The organism is Duganella sp. GW821-FHT07F09, assembly GCF_059418705.1.
Genome location: NZ_JBWKQJ010000010.1, coordinates 244,197 through 263,284 on the forward strand (window position 1 = coordinate 244,197; position 19,088 = coordinate 263,284).

Consider the following 19,088-nt stretch of genomic DNA (forward strand, 5'->3'; position numbering starts at 1 on the left):
CGGCCGTGGGCCGCTACCGGAATGACAACTTTTTCAGCCGGTCGCGACGCTGGCGTTGCGCATGCGCCATTCGGTGATGGCGGCGCTGATGTCGGACAGCGCGAACACCCGCACAAAGGATGGACGGCGCCGTTTGAGCGCGGCGTTGCCGCCGCCGGCCCACAGTTCGACGCTGCCGTTGAGGCGGGTATGCAGTTCGGCCAGGCCGTCGAGCGCCTGGCGCGGATTCATCGCCACCGAGAACGACAGCGCGATGATGTCGACCCGCTGCACCCGCGCCGCCTCGACGATGTCGAGCAGCGGCGTTTGCACGCCCAGCGAGATGCAGTGCGCCCCTTCGGCCACGCACATGGCCTCGGCCATCAGCAGGCCCAGCCCGTGGCGCTCCTGCGGCAGCGTGGTCAACATGATGCGCGGCGCGCCCAGGTTGCTGGCGGCCGCCTGCGGCATGGCGAAGATGGCGCTGCGCATCACCACCGTCAGCGACTCCGTATACAAGTGTTCCTCGAACGTGGCCAACTGGCCGCTGGCCCAGGCGTCGCCGACCAGCGTGGTCAGCGGCGCCACCAGGTCGATGACGAAACTCTTCAAGCCCATCATCAGCAAGGCCTGCGACAACTGGCGGCGCAACGCTTCCATTTGATGGGTTTTGCACAAGTCGAGATAGCGCTGCAGCTCGGGCGGCGGCAGCGACGGGCCGTTGGCGCCGCCGGTGGCCTGGCCGGTCAGCGTCTGCAATTCCTCCGCGCTGAACTGGATCACCTTGCCGGGACGGAAGCCGAGGTCGATCAAGCGCTTGACCAGACGCAGCTTTTGCACCTGTTCGATCGGGTAGACGCGCTCGCCGTTGGGGTCGCGCAGGGGCTGGGGGAAGTCGTAGCGACGTTCCCAAACCCGCAGGGTTTCCTTGGCAACGCCGGTGTCTCGCTCGACGTCGCTGATCGTGCTAGGAACTGGTTGTGAAGAAACAGTAGTTGTCATTAGAGAATCTTAAGCGGCTGCCGTTGTTCGACAGTCGCAAGTGTTGGCACAGGGTCGGGGTGCACGGCGCTGGAAGCGGTTCTGATCCGGCGCGACCTGCATTTTACCTTCGTTTCGCACCCAAAAGTTTCCCCATCCAAAGCTCATTTTGGTGCGTATAACCAGTACTAAAGACCTTGTCCACGACATGCAGTTGACATTGAGAACTAATTAACAGATTATCGCCTTTGCCCATGAATTGTCCCGGACAAAATATTTTGTAACGGTGGAAAATAATGAAAATAGCTGTTGTTGGCAGAGGAATTTCCAGTCTCTCCCGCGCCTATCGGCTGGTTAAGGGGGGTGATGAGGTCGTGTCGCAAGCGGCCGGCGCGCGTTTTGCGGCCATAGTCATGCCCTGGATGTAACTCTTGGTGGTAAAACCCACGGTGCCGACGCTGGTTTCATTGTTTTCAATCACCCGAGGTCGATGTCGCAAATTTCTTTTAGATCATACCTTGATGCGCAGGGACATAGCGCACGGTTTTGCCGCTTCAGCATCATTAGGCCATCCACTGCATGAAATGGCGGCTCAGCGGCACCGTCAGCGCGGCCAGCAGCGTTTGCAACGTGATCAGCGACGCCATCAACCGCGTGTCCCCACCCATCTGCTTGGCCATGATGTAGGCGTTGGGCGCGGTCGGCAGCGCGCAGTAAAAGCATGCCGCCAGCGCCACCGGCGCCGAGACGGCAAACATCAAACACACCTTGGCGGCGATCAGCGGCATGGCGACCAGCTTGAGCAGCGACGTGAACCCCAACGCCAGCGGCCGCAAGCCTTGCAACGAAAACACCAGCCCGCTGCCGACGCAGATCAGGCCCAGGCACAAGGCCGCCCGCCCCAGGATGTCGAGCGTGTTCATCAACGGCGCCGGCAGCTCCAGGCCCGACAAACTGAACACCACGCCGGCCAACGTCGACAGGATGATCGGATTGCCCGCCAGCGCCTTGAGGATCTTGCCGAAATCGGTCGGCACGCCGCTCCACCACGACAGTGCGACGACCGAGATGATGTTCACCACCGGCAGGCACAGCGCCAGCGACAGCATCACCAGCGAGGCCGTCGGCGGGGCGAAAAACAGGCTCGAGACGGCGATGCCGAAATAGGTGTTGGGCCGCATCGCGCCCTGGACCACCGACGAGCGCGCCGCGTCGGGCAGGGCGCGCGCCGCCAGCAGCGCCAGCACGGCGGCGGCGACGATCAGCGCCGTCGGCAGCAAGGTGGCCAGCGCCAGTTCGCCTACCTCGCCGGAGCGGAAGCTCAAGCGGGCCGTGCCGGCAAACAGCAGCGCCGGAAAGCAGATGTTGTACGAGAACTTCTCGATCGACGGGAAGAAGGCGTCCGGCAGCCATTCGTAGCGGCGGATCGCCACGCCCAGCAAAATGATCAGGAAAACGGGAATGATGGCTGCGAGCATGCTTAATCTGCCGAAATGCCGGACGGGCCGATGCGGTCCGCGTTGGGCGTGTTGGAAATGCGGATGCGGATCAAATGCCGGTCCGGATCGCTGTATTTGGCGCGGCCGTGCAGCGTACGCTGGTTGTCCGCCCACAGCAGTGTATCGTCCGGCAACTGCCGATGGAAGCGCGGAGCGCGCCGCTCGACAATCTCGTTGACCAGTTCCAGCGCGGCGACCAGCGCGTCGGTGCGCAGTTCCGGCCGCGCGGCCAGGCCCTTGACGATGGAATCGTAGCGCCAGCGCATGGCCGGTGCGCCGTCCAGCGCGGCCGGCCGGTGAAATACCGGCGCCATGTGGTATTCGACCTGTTCGTCATTGGCCGCGTACACCGACGGTACGCGGAACGGCAGCGGGGTTTCGCTGAGCAAGGTGTAGGCGGTCCGTCCCTCTTCACTGCGCTGCAACTCGGCGAGGACGTCTTCGACATCGATCAACAGCGATTCGCCGCCGTTGCAGCGCGCGGCCGCGACCACGTACAAAAGAAACTGCTCCTCAGGCATCGGATAAAACGAAGAGTCGGTATGCATGTCGGCCCCACCGACGCGCTCGGAGAAGGTTACAAAGCGCGATTGCTGCTCGCTGCCGGCGCGGGCGCGCACGTCCCAGGCGACGCGGCGGGTGCGCTGGTCGGTCGATGTCGGAAAGCCCTGGCACAGCGCGATCGCGTACAGCACGGCGTTGCGCTGGGCTTCGCCGAGCGCGCCCAGGCCCAGATTGGTGATGGCCATGCCGCGCGCCTTGAAGCGGCGGATCATCCCGCTCAGCTGGTTCAGCGCCGGCACCGCGCGCAGCTCCCGCTGCAGCCGTACTTCGTCCGGATGGGGGTAGAAGCCGTTGCCGTTGAAATCGCTGAAGTGGCGCGTGACGATGTCGACGATCAATTTGAGGTCGTCCGCCCAAGGGAAATCGCGCGGGGCGACGATGATGTTTTGCGGTTGTGCGTGTGTGGCCGGCATGCAATTCCTCCTGTATCAATTTCCGTTTGGAAATAACCGCCTGGATATTAACTTTAGGAAATATTGCCAAGCAAGCCTTGATCTTTACTTAACTTTTACCTTTTTTACCTATGAGAAACGCTGTTTTTGCTGAAACATTAAGCAATCATTCATACAAAATAATCTGTTGTGGCACGGTCTTATAACATATATGTCCATGTGGAAACTACGTAGAACCCATGCAAGTATTGGTGAAATTGATAATGTGCAACCGATTGTTTGGTGTCGGTTTTTGCGAACATTTGCTCGGTTTTCCTAGGAAAGATGCGGTCTCCGGCGGATCGCCGGCGCCATCGCCGATGCGGGGTAACGTTTCAAGCAGGAAATGTTGCAATGGAGTAGCATGTTGCCTTATGGAAATTACAGCTTAGTTACCTTCTTGCTAACGCTGGTGCGGCTTCCGCTGCCGCCTCGTTTCGATGCGCCGAAACCCGCCCGCGTGAACGACCTCTTTTAAGGAATCAAACGATGAAATGGCTACAAGACCTCAAATTGGCGACCAAATTGGGCATGGCGTTCGCCGCCGTGCTGCTGCTGACCACCGTGGTCGGCATGTTCTCGATCGCCAAGCTGGCGCAAGTCAACGCCACCGCGTCGGAACTGTCGTCGCGCTGGATGCCGGCCATGCGCGTGGTGCAGGATCTCAAGGCGCAGGTGGCGCGCGTGCGCACCCGCGAATTCCAGTACATCATCTCCAGCGAACCGAGCGAGATGGACAAGTACGACAAGGTGATCGCCAACGACCTGGTGGACCTGGGCAAGATGCAGGCCGATTACGTCAAGCTGATCTCCACCCCGGAGGAGAGGCAGTTGTATGACGGCTTCCTGTCGATGTGGGACCGTTACATGGTGGAGGACGGCAAGATCCGCGCGGCCATGCGCGCCGGCGACGACGCCGCCGCCAAGGCGCTGATCCGCGGCGAGTCGAACAAGCTGATCGTGTCGCTGCGCGGCCAGATCGACAAGCTCGTCAAGCTGTACGGCGACGGCGGCATCGACGCCGCCAGTCGCGGCGACGCCACTTACGCGTCGGCCCGCCTGTGGATCATCGCCCTGCTGGCCGGCAGCGTGGTGCTTGGCGCGCTGGGCGCGATGTCGATCACCAACTGGCTGGTCAAGCGCCTCGGCGGCGAGCCCGACTACGCGGTGCGGATCGCCGGCCAGATCGCCGCCGGCCAGCTGACGGTGGAGGTGCACACCCATCCGAACGACCGCGACAGCCTGCTGTTCGCGATGAAGTCGATGCGCGACAGCCTGGCCGATATCGTCGGCCAGGTGCGCGCCGGCACCGACACCATCGCCACCGCGTCCGGCCAGATCGCCGCCGGCAACGTCGATCTGTCGTCGCGCACCGAGCGGCAGGCCAGCTCGCTGGAGGAGACGGCCGCCTCGATGGAGGAGCTGACCGGAACCGTGCAGCAGAACGCGGCCAGCGCGAGCGAAGCCAACGAGCTGGCGCTGAGCGCGTCGGCGGTGGCGCAAAAGGCCGGCGCCGTGGTGTCGCGGGTGGTCGATACGATGGGCTCTATTAATCAGTCGTCGCGCAAGATTGTCGACATCATCGGCGTGATCGACGGCATCGCCTTCCAGACCAACATCCTGGCGCTGAACGCCGCCGTCGAGGCGGCCCGGGCCGGCGAGCAGGGGCGCGGCTTCGCCGTGGTGGCGTCCGAGGTGCGCAACCTGGCCCAGCGCTCGGCGGCGGCGGCCAAGGAAATCAAGGAATTGATCAGCGATTCGGTCGACCAGGTCGAGGCCGGCAGCAGGCTGGTCGAGCAGGCCGGCGCGACGATGGAGGAGGTGGTCGTCAGCGTGCGCCGCGTGACCGATATCATGAGCGAGATCACCTCGGCCGGCCAGGAGCAGCGCGCCGGCATCGAGCAGGTCAACGCGGCCATCGCCGAGATGGATGCGGTGACGCAGCAGAACGCGGCGCTGGTGGAGGAGGCCACGGCCGCCTCCCACAGCATGCAGCAACAGGCCGGCGCCTTGGCCGCGCTGGTGGCGGTGTTCCGGCTGGAACCGGCGTCGGCGGACCGGTCGGCGCTGCGCGCGGTGCCCGCCGGCAGCCGCGAAGTGCCGGCCGCGCGCCTGCCGATGCCGGTGCGCCGCCGCGCGTGACGCGGCATAAGAGCGCAGGACATGAGTTTGGCTCATGCATGGAAGGGCGCTGGCGCAAGCCGCCATCTCCCTTCTTTGGGGCAACAATGTGTCGGAATGGTGCGGGATGTGTCGTTTATGTGCAACAGGTAGCAATTTCTTACAAATTCCTGATGCACTGCAATAGTTGCTCTGCGGACAGAATTTATGGCTAGTTTACTCCTGTAACACTATGATCATTGTTGGTTTGGAGGCCATTTTGCTGTATTTCCACGCCAAACATTCCCTCTGGTTGTTAGCTTATTACCATTGAGTGCGGAGGTTCCTCCGGGGGCTTCAGTATAAAATAGCGCCAGAAATAGCAAAGTGGCTATTTTTACTTGGTCCGACAACGATGTAGTACGCATGCATTGATCTTGCATTTGTCACTAGGGCGGCCCGCAAAACGGGTTGCTGCATGAAGTTCATCGTGCGGAAAACTGGGCTAGTTCGCTTGCTCGGCATGAAATATTGCGATGCGTTAAAATACGGATGTTTTGAAAATCTAACAAGGATAGGGACGTTGCAAGATGAACGTTTTTGCACTTGATGGAGTCGTCAAGCATCAGTATAGTGCCGCCTCCGGTGCGTTTGAGCACCGCGAACCTGCGAGCGTCGATTAAATCGGCCGCAACTTAAGTGAGCGCGTTCCGCCTGATGGGACCGCACAGTGGCAGCTGGGGAGTTTGCCCTCACGCACATACGGCGCCTGCTGGTGACGCCGATAAGCACCGTATTTAGCCGCACTACTAGCTATACCTTTTTACAGCAACACAACTGAAGGAAACACGTAATGAAAAAATCCCTGATCTCCATCGCCATCCTGGGCGCCCTGAGCAACGTAGCTATGGCGCAATCGAACGTCGTTATGTACGGTATCGTCGATGCCGGCCTGACCTCCGAGCGTGGCGGTGCTGCTGGTAACAAGACTGCGGTACAAAGCGGCGTGGCTTCGGCTTCGCGTATCGGCTTCAAAGGCACCGAAGACCTGGGCAGCGGTCTGAGCGCGATCTTCAAACTGGAAGCCGGCGTTAAAATCGACGACGGCACCCTGGACAACGGCAACAACCGCCTGTTCAACCGCGAAGCCTACGTTGGTCTGAGCTCGAAGACCGCCGGTACCCTGACCATCGGTCGTCAGTACACCCCTTACTACGAAACCCTGCGCGACGTGGCCGACCCGTTCGCAATGGGCTACGCTGGTACCGCTAAAAACCTGTTCCCGGTTGCCGGCAACATGACCCGCGCCGACAACGGCGTTGTGTACAAAACCCCATCGCTGTACGGTTTCTCGGCTGCTGCTTCGTACAGCCTGGGTGAAGTCGCTGACGACTCCGGCGCACAGCGTCAACTGGGCGCGTCGGTTGGCTACACCAACGGTCCTCTGAACGTTGCTGTCGCTTACAACAACCGTAACAACGACACCGCTACCGTTAAAACCAACAGCATCGGCCACAACACCCTGCTGGCAGCGAACTACGACTTCAAAGTTGTTAAAGTTTTCGCAGCCTACAGCCAGGACAAGGGCCAGAACAGCGCGCCTCTGGCTAACGCCACCAACCCATTCGGCTACACCGTTGCTCCAGTCGCGTCGCAAGACAGCGCTGACGCACTGGTCGGCGTGACCGTTCCAGCCGGTAACGGCGTGGTGATGGCTTCGTACATCCGTAAAAACGACAAAGAAGTCGCTAACAACGATGCAAGCCAGTGGGGCGTTGGCTACTCGTACAACCTGTCGAAGCGCACCAGCGCTTACCTGGCGTACGCTAAAATCAAAAACAAAAACGGCGCAGCTTACACCGTTGGCAACAACACCGAAGTTGGCACCGGCGACAAAGCCTTCAACATCGGCGTGAAACACAGCTTCTAATCTGTTCATTCAGAGTTAGTATCAACAACGGCTGCCTGGTGCAGCCGTTGTTCTTTTCTGAAAGCGGTTTTACTGATGACGACGACCATGATGATGAAACGACGCGCCGTGTTCGCCGGCGCCATGCTGATCGCCTCGTGCGCCGTGCTGGCCGCGCCCAAGGCGGCGCGCAAACCGTCCGCCAATGCCGGGCTGCCGCGTTACGGCATGGTGGTGTTTTCCGATTTGTGCATCAACGCCGAGAGCGGCGAATTCGGCGGCCAGCGCATCACCTTGCAGCGCTTCGCCGAGGTCGATACGGTGCTGTACGAGTACACGGCGGGCGGCTTGAGCTGGCCGGTGGTGGCCAGCGACGTCAATATCGATCCGCGTGGGCGTCAGATGTATTTCACCGTGCGTCCGCCCGATGAGGAGGAGCGCACGATCAGCGGCAAGATCGCCGACGGCGGCAGGACCCTGGTGCTCGATGGCGGCTATTGCGGCGACGAGGCGGTGCCGATGCGCTTGCCGCTGGTGACCGATTTCGGGCGCAAGGCCGGCACCTGCAAGGTTTGCCCGCAGCCGAAGAAGGATAAGGAGAAGGTCGAGGAGGCGCCGATGAATCAGGCGCCGTCTTGATTGATTACCGCGACAGATGCCGTTCGTGGAGATAGGTAGGGCTGATTAGCGCAGCGTAATCCGCCATGAGCCTTCGGCGGCGCTCGGCGGATTACGGCGTTCCGCCTAATCCGCCCTACGTGTCTCCCCGGTCATTCAGGATTTTTTGGCCGCTTCGGCGTTCTTGCGGATCGTTTCCAGGGTGGCGCCGGGCGTGATCAGGTTGCCGTCGTAGCGCAATTCGATCAGCGCCGGCAGGTTGCGGCTGTTGGCGTGCGCCAGCGCGCGTTCCAGCGCAGGGCCGAAATCGGCCGTCTTGTCGACCACTTCCCCATGCGCGCCATACGCCGCCGCCAGCGCGGCGAAATCGGGATTGTGCAGCTCCGTGCCCGATACCCGTCCCGGATAGTCGCGCTCCTGGTGCATGCGGATGGTGCCGAACATGCCGTTGTTGAAGACGATGATGACCACCCCCGCCTTGTACTGCACCGCCGTGGCCAGCTCCTGGCCGTTCATCATATATTCGCCGTCCCCTGCAAAGGTGATCACCGTGCGCTTCGAGTCGATGATCTTGGCGGCCACGCCGGCCGGCACGCTGTAGCCCATCGCGCCGCTGGTCGGCGCCAGCTGCGTGCGCATGCCGCCGTAGCTGTGGAAGCGGTGCGCCCAGGTGGCGTAGTTGCCGGCGCCGTTGGTGATGATGGTGTCGTGCGGGGCGATTTTGTCGATCTGTTGCACCACCTGCCACAAGTCCAGCGGCGCTTGGCCGTCCTGGAAAATCGCCGGTTGCTGCTGCCATGCCGCCAGATCGGCCTTGGCCTCGGCCACCGAGGCGCGCCACGCGCCGGCGTCGACCGGCGCCATCGCCGCCAGCATGGCCGCGATCTGCGGCATGCCGCTGTTGATCATCAATTCCGCCTGGTAGACGCTGCCCAGCTCCCCGGCGTCCGCATGGACGTGGATCAGGCGCTGGGCTGGCACCGGCGCGGAAATCAGCGCGTAGCCGCCGGTGGTCATTTCGCCCAGGCGCGGGCCGATGGCGAGGATGACGTCGGCCTCGCGCACGCGCGCCGCCAGCTTCGGATTGATGCCGATGCCGACGTCGCCGACATAGTTGGGATGGGCGTTGTCGAGCAAATCCTGGAAGCGGAACGCGCAGCTTACCGGCAGGTGGTTGGCCTCGGCGAAGCGTTGCAGGTCGGCGCAGGCTTGCGCGTTCCAGCCGCCGCCGCCCAGCAGGACCAGCGGCTTCCTGGCGCTGGCGAGCATGGCGCGCAGCACGTCGATCTGCGCCGCCGACGGCGAGGCTTGCACCGCCTGATAGGCGCGCGTGTCGGCCACCGCGGCGGTGTCGATCAGCATGTCCTCCGGCAGCGCCAGCACCACCGGACCGGGACGGCCGCTGGTGGCGACCTGGAAGGCGCGCGCGAGGTACTCGGGAATGCGCTCGGCGCGGTCGATCTGCGCAACCCACTTGGCCATCTGGCCGTACATGCGGCGGTAGTCGATCTCCTGGAATGCCTCGCGGTCGATGAAGTCGTTGCCGACCTGGCCGATGAACAGGATCATCGGCGTCGAGTCCTGGTAGGCGGTGTGCACGCCGATCGAGGCGTTGGTCGCGCCCGGGCCGCGCGTGACGAAGCAGATGCCCGGCTTGCCCGTCATCTTGCCGTAGGCGTCGGCCATGAAGGCGGCGCCGCCTTCCTGGCGGTTGATGATGAAGCGGATGTCGGAGTCGTGCAGCGCGTCGAGCACGTCCAGGTAGCTTTCGCCGGGTACGCCGAAAGCGGTGTCGACGCCGTGGATCTTCAGGGCGTCGACCAGGATCTGGCCGCCGGTGCGGGTTGGGTGCGTCATGTTCTCGCCTCAAGGGGTATAGGTAGCATGATTCTACGGCCGGGCAGGAGGCAGCGCTTTTCTAATGGCGACATCAAATTATAGAATCGGCGGGCCGGCTGGTACAATACCGCCTGAAGCAAGCCAGACAGCCGCTGGCCAGCGCGTAATGCCTGGCGGGAGGAAGGTCCGGACTCCATAGAGCGGGGTGACGGTTAACGGCCGTCCGCTGAAAGCCGCAAGCGCAAGCCCAAGGTATAAGGCGAGGAATAGGGCCACAGAGACGAGCGTATTAAGTTACGGTGAAACGCGGTAACCTCCACCTGGTGCAATTCCAAATAGGCACGCGATGATGCTGCTCGCGGAGCGTGCGGGTAGGAAGCTTGAGCGCTGGAGTAATCCAGCGCCTAGAGGAATGGCTGTCATAGCGCGGGTTCGCCCGCGCCGTAACAAAATCCGGCCTATCGGCTTGCTTCAACTTACACATATAGATTCGCGGCCGCCGCGGGACCGACGCGCTTACCGCGTCGACCTGGGGACCCGCCGATGAAACGATACATTCTGGCCTTGGATCAAGGCACCACCAGTTCGCGCGCCATCCTGTTCGACCACCAGGGACAGATTTGCGGCAGCGCGGCGGCCGAATATCCCCAGCATTTCCCGCAGCCCGGCTGGGTCGAACACGACCCCGACGACATCTGGAATAGCCAACTGGCCGTGGCCCGTCGGGTCCTGCAAGACAATCAAGTCGATAGCCGCCAGATCGTCGCCATCGGCATCGCCAACCAGCGCGAGACCACCGTGGTGTGGGACCGCAAAACGGGCGAGCCGATCGCGCCGGCCATCGTCTGGCAGGACCGCCGCACCGCCGATACCTGCGACGCGCTGCGCGCCGACGGCAAGGCCGGACGCATCGCCGACATCACCGGCCTCGAACTCGATTCCTATTTCTCCGCCACCAAACTGAAATGGCTGCTCGACCACGTGCCCGGCGCGCGCGACCGGGCGCGCCAGGGCGGGCTGGCGTTCGGCACCGTCGACAGTTGGCTGGTGTACAAGCTGACCGGGCGCCATGTGACGGACGTCAGCAACGCTTCGCGCACGCTGCTGTTTAATATCCACCTGATGCGCTGGGACCAGGACTTGCTGCAGTTGTTCGACATTCCGGAGTCGATGCTGCCGCAGGTGGTGTCGTCCAGCGAGGAAATCGGCATGACCAGGGCCTCGCTGTTCGGCGCGCCGATCGCGGTGGCCGGCATCGCCGGCGACCAGCAGGCCGCCACCTTCGGCCAGGCCTGCCATACGCCTGGCATGGCGAAGAACACCTATGGCACCGGGTGCTTCATGCTGATGCATCTGGGCGAGCATCCGGTGGTGTCGCACAACCGCCTGCTGACCACCGTCGGCTGGCGGGTCGACGGCGCCACCGAGTATCTGATGGAGGGCAGCGTCTTCATGGGCGGCGCCACCGTGCAGTGGCTGCGCGACGGCCTTGGCATCATCGAGAAGTCGTCCGATGTGGAGCCGCTGGCCGCCAGCGTGCCCGACAGCGGCGGCGTGTTCATGGTGCCGGCCTTCGTCGGCCTCGGCGCGCCGCATTGGGACCCGTACGCGCGCGGCGCGCTGGTGGGGCTGAGCCGGGGCAGCAACCGCGCCCACATCGCCCGCGCCGCGCTGGAGGCGATCGCCTATCAAAGCGCGGAGCTGATGGCCGCCATGCAGAAGGATGTGGCGGCGTCGAGCCGGGACATTCCGCTGACCGAGCTGCGCGCCGACGGCGGCGCCGCCCGCAACGACCTGCTGATGCAGTTCCAGGCCGACTTGCTGGGCGTGCCGGTGGTCCGTCCGCGCGTGACGGAGACCACGGCGCTGGGCGCGGCCCACCTGGCCGGCCTGGCGGTGGGCTTCTGGCAGACCCGCGAGGAGGTCGCCGCCCAGTGGACCTGCGAGCGCCGCTTCGACCCCGTCATGGGCGCCGACCGGCGCGGCGCGTTGATGGAGGGGTGGGCGCGCGCCGTGGACCGCTCCAAGGGGTGGGCGACCTGATAGGTAGGCAACGTAAATTGTGTTTTTATTACGGAAGTCGACAGTTTTTACGTGAATTCGCGCTGGAATTGAGCCATGGCGCAGGCGTATAATGATGTTTTTGGTGCAGTGCGGCAGTCTGGAATTTGTATAGACAAATTGCTTGTCGAAAATACATCCGCTGCCCCACCATTGCTGGCTAGCAAAATCGTAGTTGCAGTTATTAAAAGGTTTCATACTCCCCGTCATCGCGCTGCTGGCGCGACATCCGACCATTCCCCTATCAAATCACGCCACTTTCAACGCCATTTGCCGATCTATTGACCAGTTATCAATATGATACGTCAATGTTGGCGCTTTGCAACTATATGTAAATATTTCAATTATTTTGAGAATTCATTTTCACCGCTTTAGTGCACGCATACACATGTGTGCAGATGAGGTAGCACATTCACATTCCTCGATAAGTACTTAATTTGTCGAGTTATTTTATTTCTAGCTGGCTTCAAGGAATTGCGCTAAGTCCTTAATTTCATTACTAAAATCCCTGTTTCGTTTGCCTGAAAGCGCTTGACCGCTATTCTCCCATCCTCTAAAGTGGGCATCTGTGTGAAAAAGTGTCTTTTTGTGGGAAATTTCTCCTGACTTAGCGGCGGGGGAGATGAAACCGGAAAGCCGCCGCTCATGCTCCGCTAACCATACTGAGGTCAAAAGGTAATCCCGTGTTTCAAGGCGCGTCCGCAATCAATCTCGATGCAAAAGGCAGGATGTCTATCCCCGCCAAGCATCGTGACGCGCTCTCGATCCAATGCGAAGGCCGCCTCACCCTGACCCGCCACCCCGATGGCTGCGTCATGTTGTTCCCCCGCCCGGTGTGGGAACAGCACCGTCAACAGATTGCCCAGTGGCCGATGCAGGCCCGCGCGTGGCAACGGATATTCCTCGGTTACGCCACCGACGTCGAAATGGACACGGCCGGCCGCATCCTGATTTCGCCGGAACTGCGGGCCGCCGTCGGCCTGGAACGCGAAGTCATGATGATGGGCATGGGCTCCCACTTCGAAATCTGGGATGCCGCCAAGCAGGCGGAAAAAGAGCAGCAGGCGATTGAAGCCGGCACCCCCGATGTACTCGCCAATTTCTCTTTCTAAGGTCCCGTGATGACATCCACATCGGTGCCTGAATTTCAGCATCGCACGGTGCTGCTTGACGAAGCGGTCGACGCCCTCGCGCTGGACGGCGCGCGCGCCGACGGCGTCTACGTCGACGGCACCTTCGGCCGCGGCGGCCATTCGCGCCTGATCCTGTCGAAGCTGGGCGCCAACGCGCGCCTGATCGCCTTCGACAAGGACTTGCAGGCCATCGCCACCGCCGAACAAATCGACGATCCGCGCTTCACCATCGTCCACGACAGCTTCGCCACGATGACGGCTTCACTGGCCGAGCGTGGCATCGACAAGGTCGACGGCATCCTGCTCGACCTGGGCATCTCGTCGCCGCAGGTGGACGACGCCGCGCGCGGCTTCAGCTTCCGTAACGATGGTCCGCTCGACATGCGCATGGATACCACGCGCGGCATGTCGGCGGCGGCGTGGCTTGCCACAGAAACCGAACAGACACTGGAAAAGGTGATCAAAGAATATGGGGAAGAACGGTTTGCTTTTCAGATTGCAAAGGCGATTGTTGCTCGCCGGGCAATCGAACCAATTTCAACCACACGACAGCTTGCCGGCATCGTGGCAGGCGCGGTCAAGACTCGGGAGAAGGGCAAGGATCCGGCAACCCGCACATTTCAGGCTATCCGGATTTTCATCAATAAAGAGCTTGAAGACCTCGAAGTCGGTTTGAACCAAGCCTACGCCAGCCTGGCGCCGGGCGGCATCATCGCGATCATCAGCTTCCATTCGCTGGAGGACCGCATGGTCAAGCGTTTCTTCGCGTCCAAGGCCAATGTCGAACAGCCGGACCGGCGCCTGCCGATCCGCGCGGTCGATTTGCCGCAGCCGGAGCTCAAGCTGCTGTCCAAGATGAAGCCGTCCGACGCCGAAGTCGACGCCAACCCGCGTTCCCGTTCGGCGGTGATGCGGGTGGCGCGCCGCCTGCCTATTCCGGTGGAGGCGGCATGAGCGGCAAGATCAACCTGGTGCTGACGGCGCTGCTGGTGGGCTGCGGCCTGTCGCTCGTCAACGCGCAGTACCAGGCGCGCCACCTGTTCATCGAACTGGAACGCTCGCAGTCGAAGGCGCGCCAGCTCGATATCGAGTGGGCGCAGCTGCAGCTTGACCAGTCGACCCTGGGCAAGCACGCGCGCATCGAGGAGATCGCGCGCCGCGACCTGACCATGACGCCGCTGACCGCCGCGCGCACGCAGTACCTGACGCCGGAAGGATCGAAATGAGCCGAGGCTCCAACGTGAACACCTCGCGCGTGGCACGCTCCAAGGGCGTGCCGTTCTCGAAGAACCCCGTACTGGCGGTGCGCCTGCCGGTATGGCGTTCGCGCGTGGTGCTGTTCGTGTTGTTCTTCGCCTTCGCCGCGCTGGCCGCCCGCGCCGCATGGCTGCAAGGCTTGTCGACGCAGTTCCTGCAAAAGCAGGGCGAGATCCGCTACGCGCGCACCCTGGACCTGCCGGCCACGCGCGGCAAGATCACCGACCGTGACGGCCAGGTGCTGGCGTCGTCGGTGCCGGTCAAGGCCATCTGGGCGATCCCGGACGACGTGCAGAACGCGCCGGCCGACAAGCTCAAACAACTGGCGCAACTGCTCGGCATGAGCAACGCCGAGCTGCAGAAAAAACTCGATTCGGACCGTGGCTTCGTCTATCTGAAGCGCCAGGTCGAGCAGGATGTGGCCGACAAGATCGTCAAGCTGGGCATCGAGGGTGTGCAGACCCGCAAGGAATACAAGCGCTTCTATCCGCAGGGCGAAGTGACGACCCACGTGGTGGGCTTCACCAACGTCGAGGACGTGGGCCAGGAATCGATGGAACTGGCGCAGCAGAAAACGCTGGTCGGCCAGCCGGGCAGCCGCCGCGTGATCAAGGACCGCCTGGGCCATATCGTCGAGGATATCGAGTCGATCCGCGAGCCGCACGACGGCAAGGACCTGACACTGTCGATCGACAGCAAGATCCAGTACATCGCCTTCACCCAGATCAAGGACGCGGTCGAGAAGTTCAAGGCCAAGGCCGGCGCCGCCGTGGTGCTGGATGTGCACACCGGCGAGGTGCTGGCGCTGGCCAACTATCCGACCTACAACCCGAACGACCGCTCCAAGCTGACCGGCGAACAGCTGCGCAACCGCGTGATGACCGACACCTTCGAGCCGGGATCGTCGATGAAACCGTTCCCGGTGGTGATGGCGCTGGAAGCGAAGAAAATCACGCCGCACACCATGTTCGATACCGGCAACGGCGCGATGGTCATCGGCGACCGCGTGATCCACGACACCCACGCGCACCACATGATCGACGTGCAGGGCATCATCCAGAAATCGTCCAACATCGGCACCACCAAGATCGCCATGTCGATGCCGCCGCAGGACCTGTGGGAGATGTTCACCAAGCTCGGTTTCGGCCAACAGCCCAAGTGGGGCTTCCCCGGCGCGGTGGCCGGCCGCGTGCGCCCGTACAAATCGTGGCGCCCGATCGAGCACGCGAACATGAGCTTCGGCCAGGGTATGTCGGTGTCGCTGATCCAGCTGGCGCGCGCCTACCTGGTGCTGGCGCGCGATGGCGACATCATTCCGCTGTCGTTCCAGAAGCTGCACGAGGCGCCGCACGGCACCCAGGTCATCAGCCCCAAAACCGCCGCCGAAATGCGCGAAATGCTGGAAATGGTCACGCTGCCGGGCGGCTCCGCCGTCAAGGCCCAGGTGCCGGGCTACCGCGTGGGCGGCAAGACCGGTACCGCGCAAAAGTTCATCGGCGGCCGCTACTCGCACACCAAATACATCGGCAACTTCGTCGGCATGGCGCCGATGTCGGACCCGCGCTTCATTATCGCCGTCATGATCGACGAACCAAGCGGCCCGCTGAAATACGGTGGCGACGTTGCCGGTCCGGTGTTTTCGGCCCTGGCGGCGCAGGCCCTGCGCGCGAAGAACGTGGCGCCGGATTCGGACCTGACCCATATCATCATTCCTGAGTCAGCAGCACAGGAGAACATGTGACGACTTTTAACTTCGACCCGTCGGCCGATTTCATGGCCATCGCGGCAGCGATCCGCAAGCTGGCGCCTGGCGCCCAGCTGGCGTCGGACTCGCGCCGCATCAAGCTGGGCGATGTGTTTTTTGCTTTCGCAGCCGACGCGGCCAACGCCGTCGACGGCCGTGGCTTTATTGATAGCGCCATCGAGCAGGGCGCCGCGCTGATCGTCGTGGATCCCGCCGGCTTCACCTGGAACGACAGCTGGAGAGTGCCGTATATCACCGTCGACAACCTGAAGCAGCATGCGGGCCTGATCGCCCACGCGTTCTACCAGCAGCCGGATACGGCGATGTTCACCGTTGCCGTCACCGGCACCAACGGCAAGACCTCCAGCGCGGTGTGGCTGGGGCAGGCCCTGTCGCGCGGCGCCGAACCGGCCGCCGTCATCGGCACCCTGGGCGTGGGCGTGTTCCGCGCGCGCGGGGAAGTCGAATACGACGTCACCGGCTATACGACACCGGACGCGGTGCTGCTGGCGCGCACATTGGCCGACCTGCGCGACCAAGGCGCGAAGTCGCTGGCGATCGAAGCGTCGTCGATCGGTCTGGAACAGGACCGTCTGGCGGGCATGCATTTCGACGTCGCGCTGTTCACCAACCTGACCCGCGATCACCTGGACTACCACGGCGACATGGCGGCGTATGAAGCGGCCAAGACCAAATTGTTCGACTGGCCCGGCCTGAAGACGGCCGTCGTCAACCTGGACGATCCAATGGGCCTGCGCCTGATCGCGCATCTGAAATCCAAGGCGCCGTTGGCCGGGACTATCCCGCTGATCGGCTATACCTTGCGCGACGCCGCCACGCAGCCGGACATCGACGGTGTGCTGATGCTGCGCGCCAGCCAGTTCCGCAGCACCCGCAGCGCCGGCACCGAGTTCCACCTGGAGTCGGCGCTGGGCGTGGCGTTGATCAAAACCAAGCTGGTCGGCCACTTCAATATCAGCAACGCGCTGGGCGTGATGGGCGCGATGCTGGCCAAGGGGCTGGGCCTGCGCGCCGCCATCGAGGCGGTCGAGGCGTTGGTGCCGGCCCCTGGCCGCATGCAGCAGGTCGGCGGGCAGGACGCGCCGATGATCGTCATCGACTATGCGCACACGCCGGACGCGCTGGAGAAAACCCTGGTGGCGCTGCGCGCCGTGGCGAGCGACCGTGGCGGCCAGCTGTGGTGCGTGTTCGGCTGCGGCGGCGACCGCGATCCGGGCAAGCGTCCGCAGATGGGCAAGATCGCGCAGATGGCCGACCACGTGCTGGTCACCAGCGACAACCCGCGCAGCGAAGATCCGCACTCGATCATCGAGCAGATCGTCGCCGGCATGGACCGGAACAACCCGGCGTCGACGGTGCAGACCCTGGACGACCGCGCCGCCGCGATCCTGTCGGCGATCAAGCACGCCGCCAAGCCGGATGTGATCCTGTTGGCCGGCAAAGGCCATGAGCCGTACCAGGAAATCAAGGGCAAGAAATTGCCATTCTCCGATGTCGACCACGCGCAGCTGGCGTTGTCGGCCCGTTTAACCATGATGAGGACGAATTGATGCGTGCAGCACTCGCACAGATTCTGCCTTCCCTCCCGGGCGCGCGGCTGGTGAATGCCTCCGCCGATTCGGGTGAAGTTGTATTTGCGGGCGTGTCGACCGACAGCCGCAATGTCTCCGCAGGTTCTTTGTTCGTCGCCTTGCGCGGCGAAGTATTCGACGCCCACAACTTCCTCGCGCAGGTCGCGGAGAAGGGCGTCGCGGCCGTTGTCGTCGAGGAGCTGCCGGAAGGCTGGTCCTTGCCTGCGGTTGTAGTGCCCAATACCTTGACCGCGCTGGGACAGATCGCCAATCACTGGCGCCGCCAGTTCGCCATGCCGGTCATCGGCGTCACCGGCAGCAACGGCAAGACCACGGTCAAGGAAATGATCGCGGCGATCCTGGCCGCCGCCCACGGCGAAGAAGGCCGCCTGGCCACGCGCGGCAACCTGAATAACGAAATCGGCGTGCCCTTGACGCTGTTCCGCATGGAAGCGAAGCAGCAGTCGGCCGTCATCGAGATGGGCATGAACCATCCGGGCGAGATCGGCCGCCTGGTCGCCATCGCCGTGCCGACCATCGCCATGGTCAACAACGCCCAGCGCGAACACCAGGAGTTCATGCACACGGTGGAGGCGGTGGCGCGCGAAAACGGCGCCGTGCTGGCCGGCCTGCCCGCCGGGGGCGTGGCGGTGTTCCCGCACGGCGACGAGTTCACGCCGATCTGGGAAGAGCTGTCGGCCGGACGCCGCATGATCCGCTTCGGCCTGACCAAGGACGCTGAAGTCAGCTGCACCTTCCGTGCCGGAGACTTCGGCAGCGAGATGTTCATCACCATCCGCTCTGTGGATGGCGTCGAGCCGGAGCAGTTCTTCGTGAATTTGCAAGCGGCGGGCGAACACAATGTGCGCAATGCGCTGGCCGCCGTGGCATGCACGTATGCCGCCGGCATCGCGCTGGACAAGATCAAGCTGGGACTCGACACCTTCGCGCCCGTCAGCGGCCGGCTGCAAAAGAAGACCGCCGCCAACGGCGCCGTCGTCATCGACGACACCTACAACGCCAACCCGGATTCGGTGCGCGCCGCCATCGACGTGCTGTCGAAAGCGGCCGCGCCGCGTGTGCTGGTGCTGGGCGATATGGGCGAAGTCGGCACGCAAGGCCGCGAGTTCCACGAAGAGATAGGCGCTTACGCGCACAGTAAAGGCATCGAACAGGTGCTGGCCACCGGCGAACTGGCATCCCACATGAAGGGGGACGCCATTCGCCATTTTGAACAGTTCGGCGACTTGCTGGCTGCCGTGGAGGCAGCCGTCGCACCGAATGCAACCGTATTAATCAAGGGCTCCCGCTTCATGAAAATGGAACGGGTCGTGCAGCATTTGATTGGATCGCAACAAGCTAACAAGGAAAGTCACTAATC

The 19,088-nt window shown here is 62.8% G+C and carries 14 protein-coding genes and 1 other RNA gene; 11 read left to right on the forward strand and 4 right to left on the reverse strand.

Annotation, left to right across the window (positions count from 1 at the left end; genetic code table 11):
- Positions 1 to 33: 33 nt before the first annotated feature.
- The 3 genes from AC07P1_RS25335 to AC07P1_RS25345 form a co-directional block, all read right to left on the reverse strand.
- A complete protein-coding gene (locus tag AC07P1_RS25335) occupies positions 34 to 981 on the reverse strand; it encodes a MerR family transcriptional regulator (protein ID WP_494698435.1) in 948 nt (315 codons plus the stop codon).
- A 542-nt stretch (positions 982 to 1,523) separates the two neighbouring features.
- On the reverse strand, positions 1,524 to 2,438 hold the full coding sequence (locus AC07P1_RS25340) for an AEC family transporter (protein ID WP_494698436.1): 915 nt from the start codon (positions 2,436 to 2,438) through the stop codon (positions 1,524 to 1,526).
- 2 nt (positions 2,439 to 2,440) lie between these two features.
- Complete coding sequence (locus AC07P1_RS25345; protein WP_494698437.1) at positions 2,441 to 3,436, reverse strand: TauD/TfdA family dioxygenase; 996 nt, start codon at positions 3,434 to 3,436, stop codon at positions 2,441 to 2,443.
- A 507-nt stretch (positions 3,437 to 3,943) separates the two neighbouring features.
- Here AC07P1_RS25345 and AC07P1_RS25350 point away from each other — a divergent pair.
- The 3 genes from AC07P1_RS25350 (at position 3,944) to AC07P1_RS25360 (ending at position 8,102) form a co-directional block, all read left to right on the forward strand.
- On the forward strand, positions 3,944 to 5,596 hold the full coding sequence (locus tag AC07P1_RS25350; protein ID WP_494698438.1) for a methyl-accepting chemotaxis protein: 1,653 nt from the start codon (positions 3,944 to 3,946) through the stop codon (positions 5,594 to 5,596).
- An 811-nt stretch (positions 5,597 to 6,407) separates the two neighbouring features.
- A complete protein-coding gene (locus AC07P1_RS25355; RefSeq protein WP_494698439.1) occupies positions 6,408 to 7,484 on the forward strand; it encodes a porin in 1,077 nt (358 codons plus the stop codon).
- Positions 7,485 to 7,571: 87 nt separating this feature from the next.
- Positions 7,572 to 8,102 carry a hypothetical protein gene (locus AC07P1_RS25360; RefSeq protein WP_494698440.1) on the forward strand — a complete coding sequence of 177 codons (531 nt, stop codon included), beginning with the start codon at positions 7,572 to 7,574 and terminating at the stop codon, positions 8,100 to 8,102.
- Positions 8,103 to 8,237: 135 nt separating this feature from the next.
- On the opposite strand, the gene AC07P1_RS25365 is transcribed toward AC07P1_RS25360, so the two are convergent.
- A complete protein-coding gene (locus tag AC07P1_RS25365; protein ID WP_494698441.1) occupies positions 8,238 to 9,938 on the reverse strand; it encodes a thiamine pyrophosphate-binding protein in 1,701 nt (566 codons plus the stop codon).
- A 115-nt stretch (positions 9,939 to 10,053) separates the two neighbouring features.
- Here AC07P1_RS25365 and rnpB point away from each other — a divergent pair.
- The 8 genes from rnpB to AC07P1_RS25405 all read left to right on the forward strand — a co-directional run bounded on the left by rnpB (position 10,054) and on the right by AC07P1_RS25405 (position 19,086).
- Positions 10,054 to 10,397, forward strand: an RNA gene (gene rnpB / locus AC07P1_RS25370) — RNase P RNA component class A.
- A 66-nt stretch (positions 10,398 to 10,463) separates the two neighbouring features.
- Positions 10,464 to 11,963, forward strand: coding sequence for a glycerol kinase GlpK (gene glpK, locus AC07P1_RS25375; protein ID WP_494698442.1), 1,500 nt, complete (start codon positions 10,464 to 10,466; stop codon positions 11,961 to 11,963).
- Positions 11,964 to 12,664: 701 nt separating this feature from the next.
- Positions 12,665 to 13,093, forward strand: a complete 429-nt coding sequence (mraZ, locus tag AC07P1_RS25380) for a division/cell wall cluster transcriptional repressor MraZ (RefSeq protein ID WP_090316576.1) — start codon at positions 12,665 to 12,667, stop codon at positions 13,091 to 13,093.
- 9 nt (positions 13,094 to 13,102) lie between these two features.
- Positions 13,103 to 14,068: a 16S rRNA (cytosine(1402)-N(4))-methyltransferase RsmH gene (gene rsmH / locus AC07P1_RS25385; RefSeq protein WP_494698443.1), complete on the forward strand. Its 966-nt coding sequence runs from the start codon at positions 13,103 to 13,105 to the stop codon at positions 14,066 to 14,068.
- Positions 14,065 to 14,340, forward strand: coding sequence for a cell division protein FtsL (gene ftsL / locus AC07P1_RS25390; RefSeq protein ID WP_494698444.1), 276 nt, complete (start codon positions 14,065 to 14,067; stop codon positions 14,338 to 14,340). The genes rsmH and ftsL overlap by 4 nt, the downstream gene beginning before the upstream one ends.
- On the forward strand, positions 14,337 to 16,112 hold the full coding sequence (locus AC07P1_RS25395) for a peptidoglycan D,D-transpeptidase FtsI family protein (RefSeq protein WP_494698445.1): 1,776 nt from the start codon (positions 14,337 to 14,339) through the stop codon (positions 16,110 to 16,112). Before ftsL ends, AC07P1_RS25395 begins: the two co-directional genes overlap by 4 nt.
- A gap of 32 nt (positions 16,113 to 16,144) precedes the next feature.
- The gene (locus AC07P1_RS25400; RefSeq protein ID WP_494698500.1) at positions 16,145 to 17,686 is read left to right on the forward strand and encodes a UDP-N-acetylmuramoyl-L-alanyl-D-glutamate--2,6-diaminopimelate ligase; all 1,542 of its coding nucleotides are present in this window, start codon (positions 16,145 to 16,147) and stop codon (positions 17,684 to 17,686) included.
- Complete coding sequence (locus AC07P1_RS25405; RefSeq protein ID WP_494698446.1) at positions 17,686 to 19,086, forward strand: UDP-N-acetylmuramoyl-tripeptide--D-alanyl-D-alanine ligase; 1,401 nt, start codon at positions 17,686 to 17,688, stop codon at positions 19,084 to 19,086. Before AC07P1_RS25400 ends, AC07P1_RS25405 begins: the two co-directional genes overlap by 1 nt.
- The last annotated feature ends 2 nt before the right edge of the window (positions 19,087 to 19,088 follow it).

What these genes read in the sequence shown, in the direction of transcription:
- AC07P1_RS25335 (WP_494698435.1), bottom strand. Translation starts at nt 981, where the DNA reads ATGACAACTACTGTTTCTTCACAACCAGTTCCTAGCACGATCAGCGAC.
- AC07P1_RS25340 (WP_494698436.1), bottom strand. Translation starts at nt 2,438, where the DNA reads ATGCTCGCAGCCATCATTCCCGTTTTCCTGATCATTTTGCTGGGCGTG.
- AC07P1_RS25345 (WP_494698437.1), bottom strand. Translation starts at nt 3,436, where the DNA reads ATGCCGGCCACACACGCACAACCGCAAAACATCATCGTCGCCCCGCGC.
- AC07P1_RS25350 (WP_494698438.1), top strand. Translation starts at nt 3,944, where the DNA reads ATGAAATGGCTACAAGACCTCAAATTGGCGACCAAATTGGGCATGGCG.
- AC07P1_RS25355 (WP_494698439.1), top strand. Translation starts at nt 6,408, where the DNA reads ATGAAAAAATCCCTGATCTCCATCGCCATCCTGGGCGCCCTGAGCAAC.
- AC07P1_RS25360 (WP_494698440.1), top strand. Translation starts at nt 7,572, where the DNA reads ATGATGATGAAACGACGCGCCGTGTTCGCCGGCGCCATGCTGATCGCC.
- AC07P1_RS25365 (WP_494698441.1), bottom strand. Translation starts at nt 9,938, where the DNA reads ATGACGCACCCAACCCGCACCGGCGGCCAGATCCTGGTCGACGCCCTG.
- glpK (WP_494698442.1), top strand. Translation starts at nt 10,464, where the DNA reads ATGAAACGATACATTCTGGCCTTGGATCAAGGCACCACCAGTTCGCGC.
- rsmH (WP_494698443.1), top strand. Translation starts at nt 13,103, where the DNA reads ATGACATCCACATCGGTGCCTGAATTTCAGCATCGCACGGTGCTGCTT.
- ftsL (WP_494698444.1), top strand. Translation starts at nt 14,065, where the DNA reads ATGAGCGGCAAGATCAACCTGGTGCTGACGGCGCTGCTGGTGGGCTGC.
- AC07P1_RS25395 (WP_494698445.1), top strand. Translation starts at nt 14,337, where the DNA reads ATGAGCCGAGGCTCCAACGTGAACACCTCGCGCGTGGCACGCTCCAAG.
- AC07P1_RS25400 (WP_494698500.1), top strand. Translation starts at nt 16,145, where the DNA reads ATGGCCATCGCGGCAGCGATCCGCAAGCTGGCGCCTGGCGCCCAGCTG.
- AC07P1_RS25405 (WP_494698446.1), top strand. Translation starts at nt 17,686, where the DNA reads ATGCGTGCAGCACTCGCACAGATTCTGCCTTCCCTCCCGGGCGCGCGG.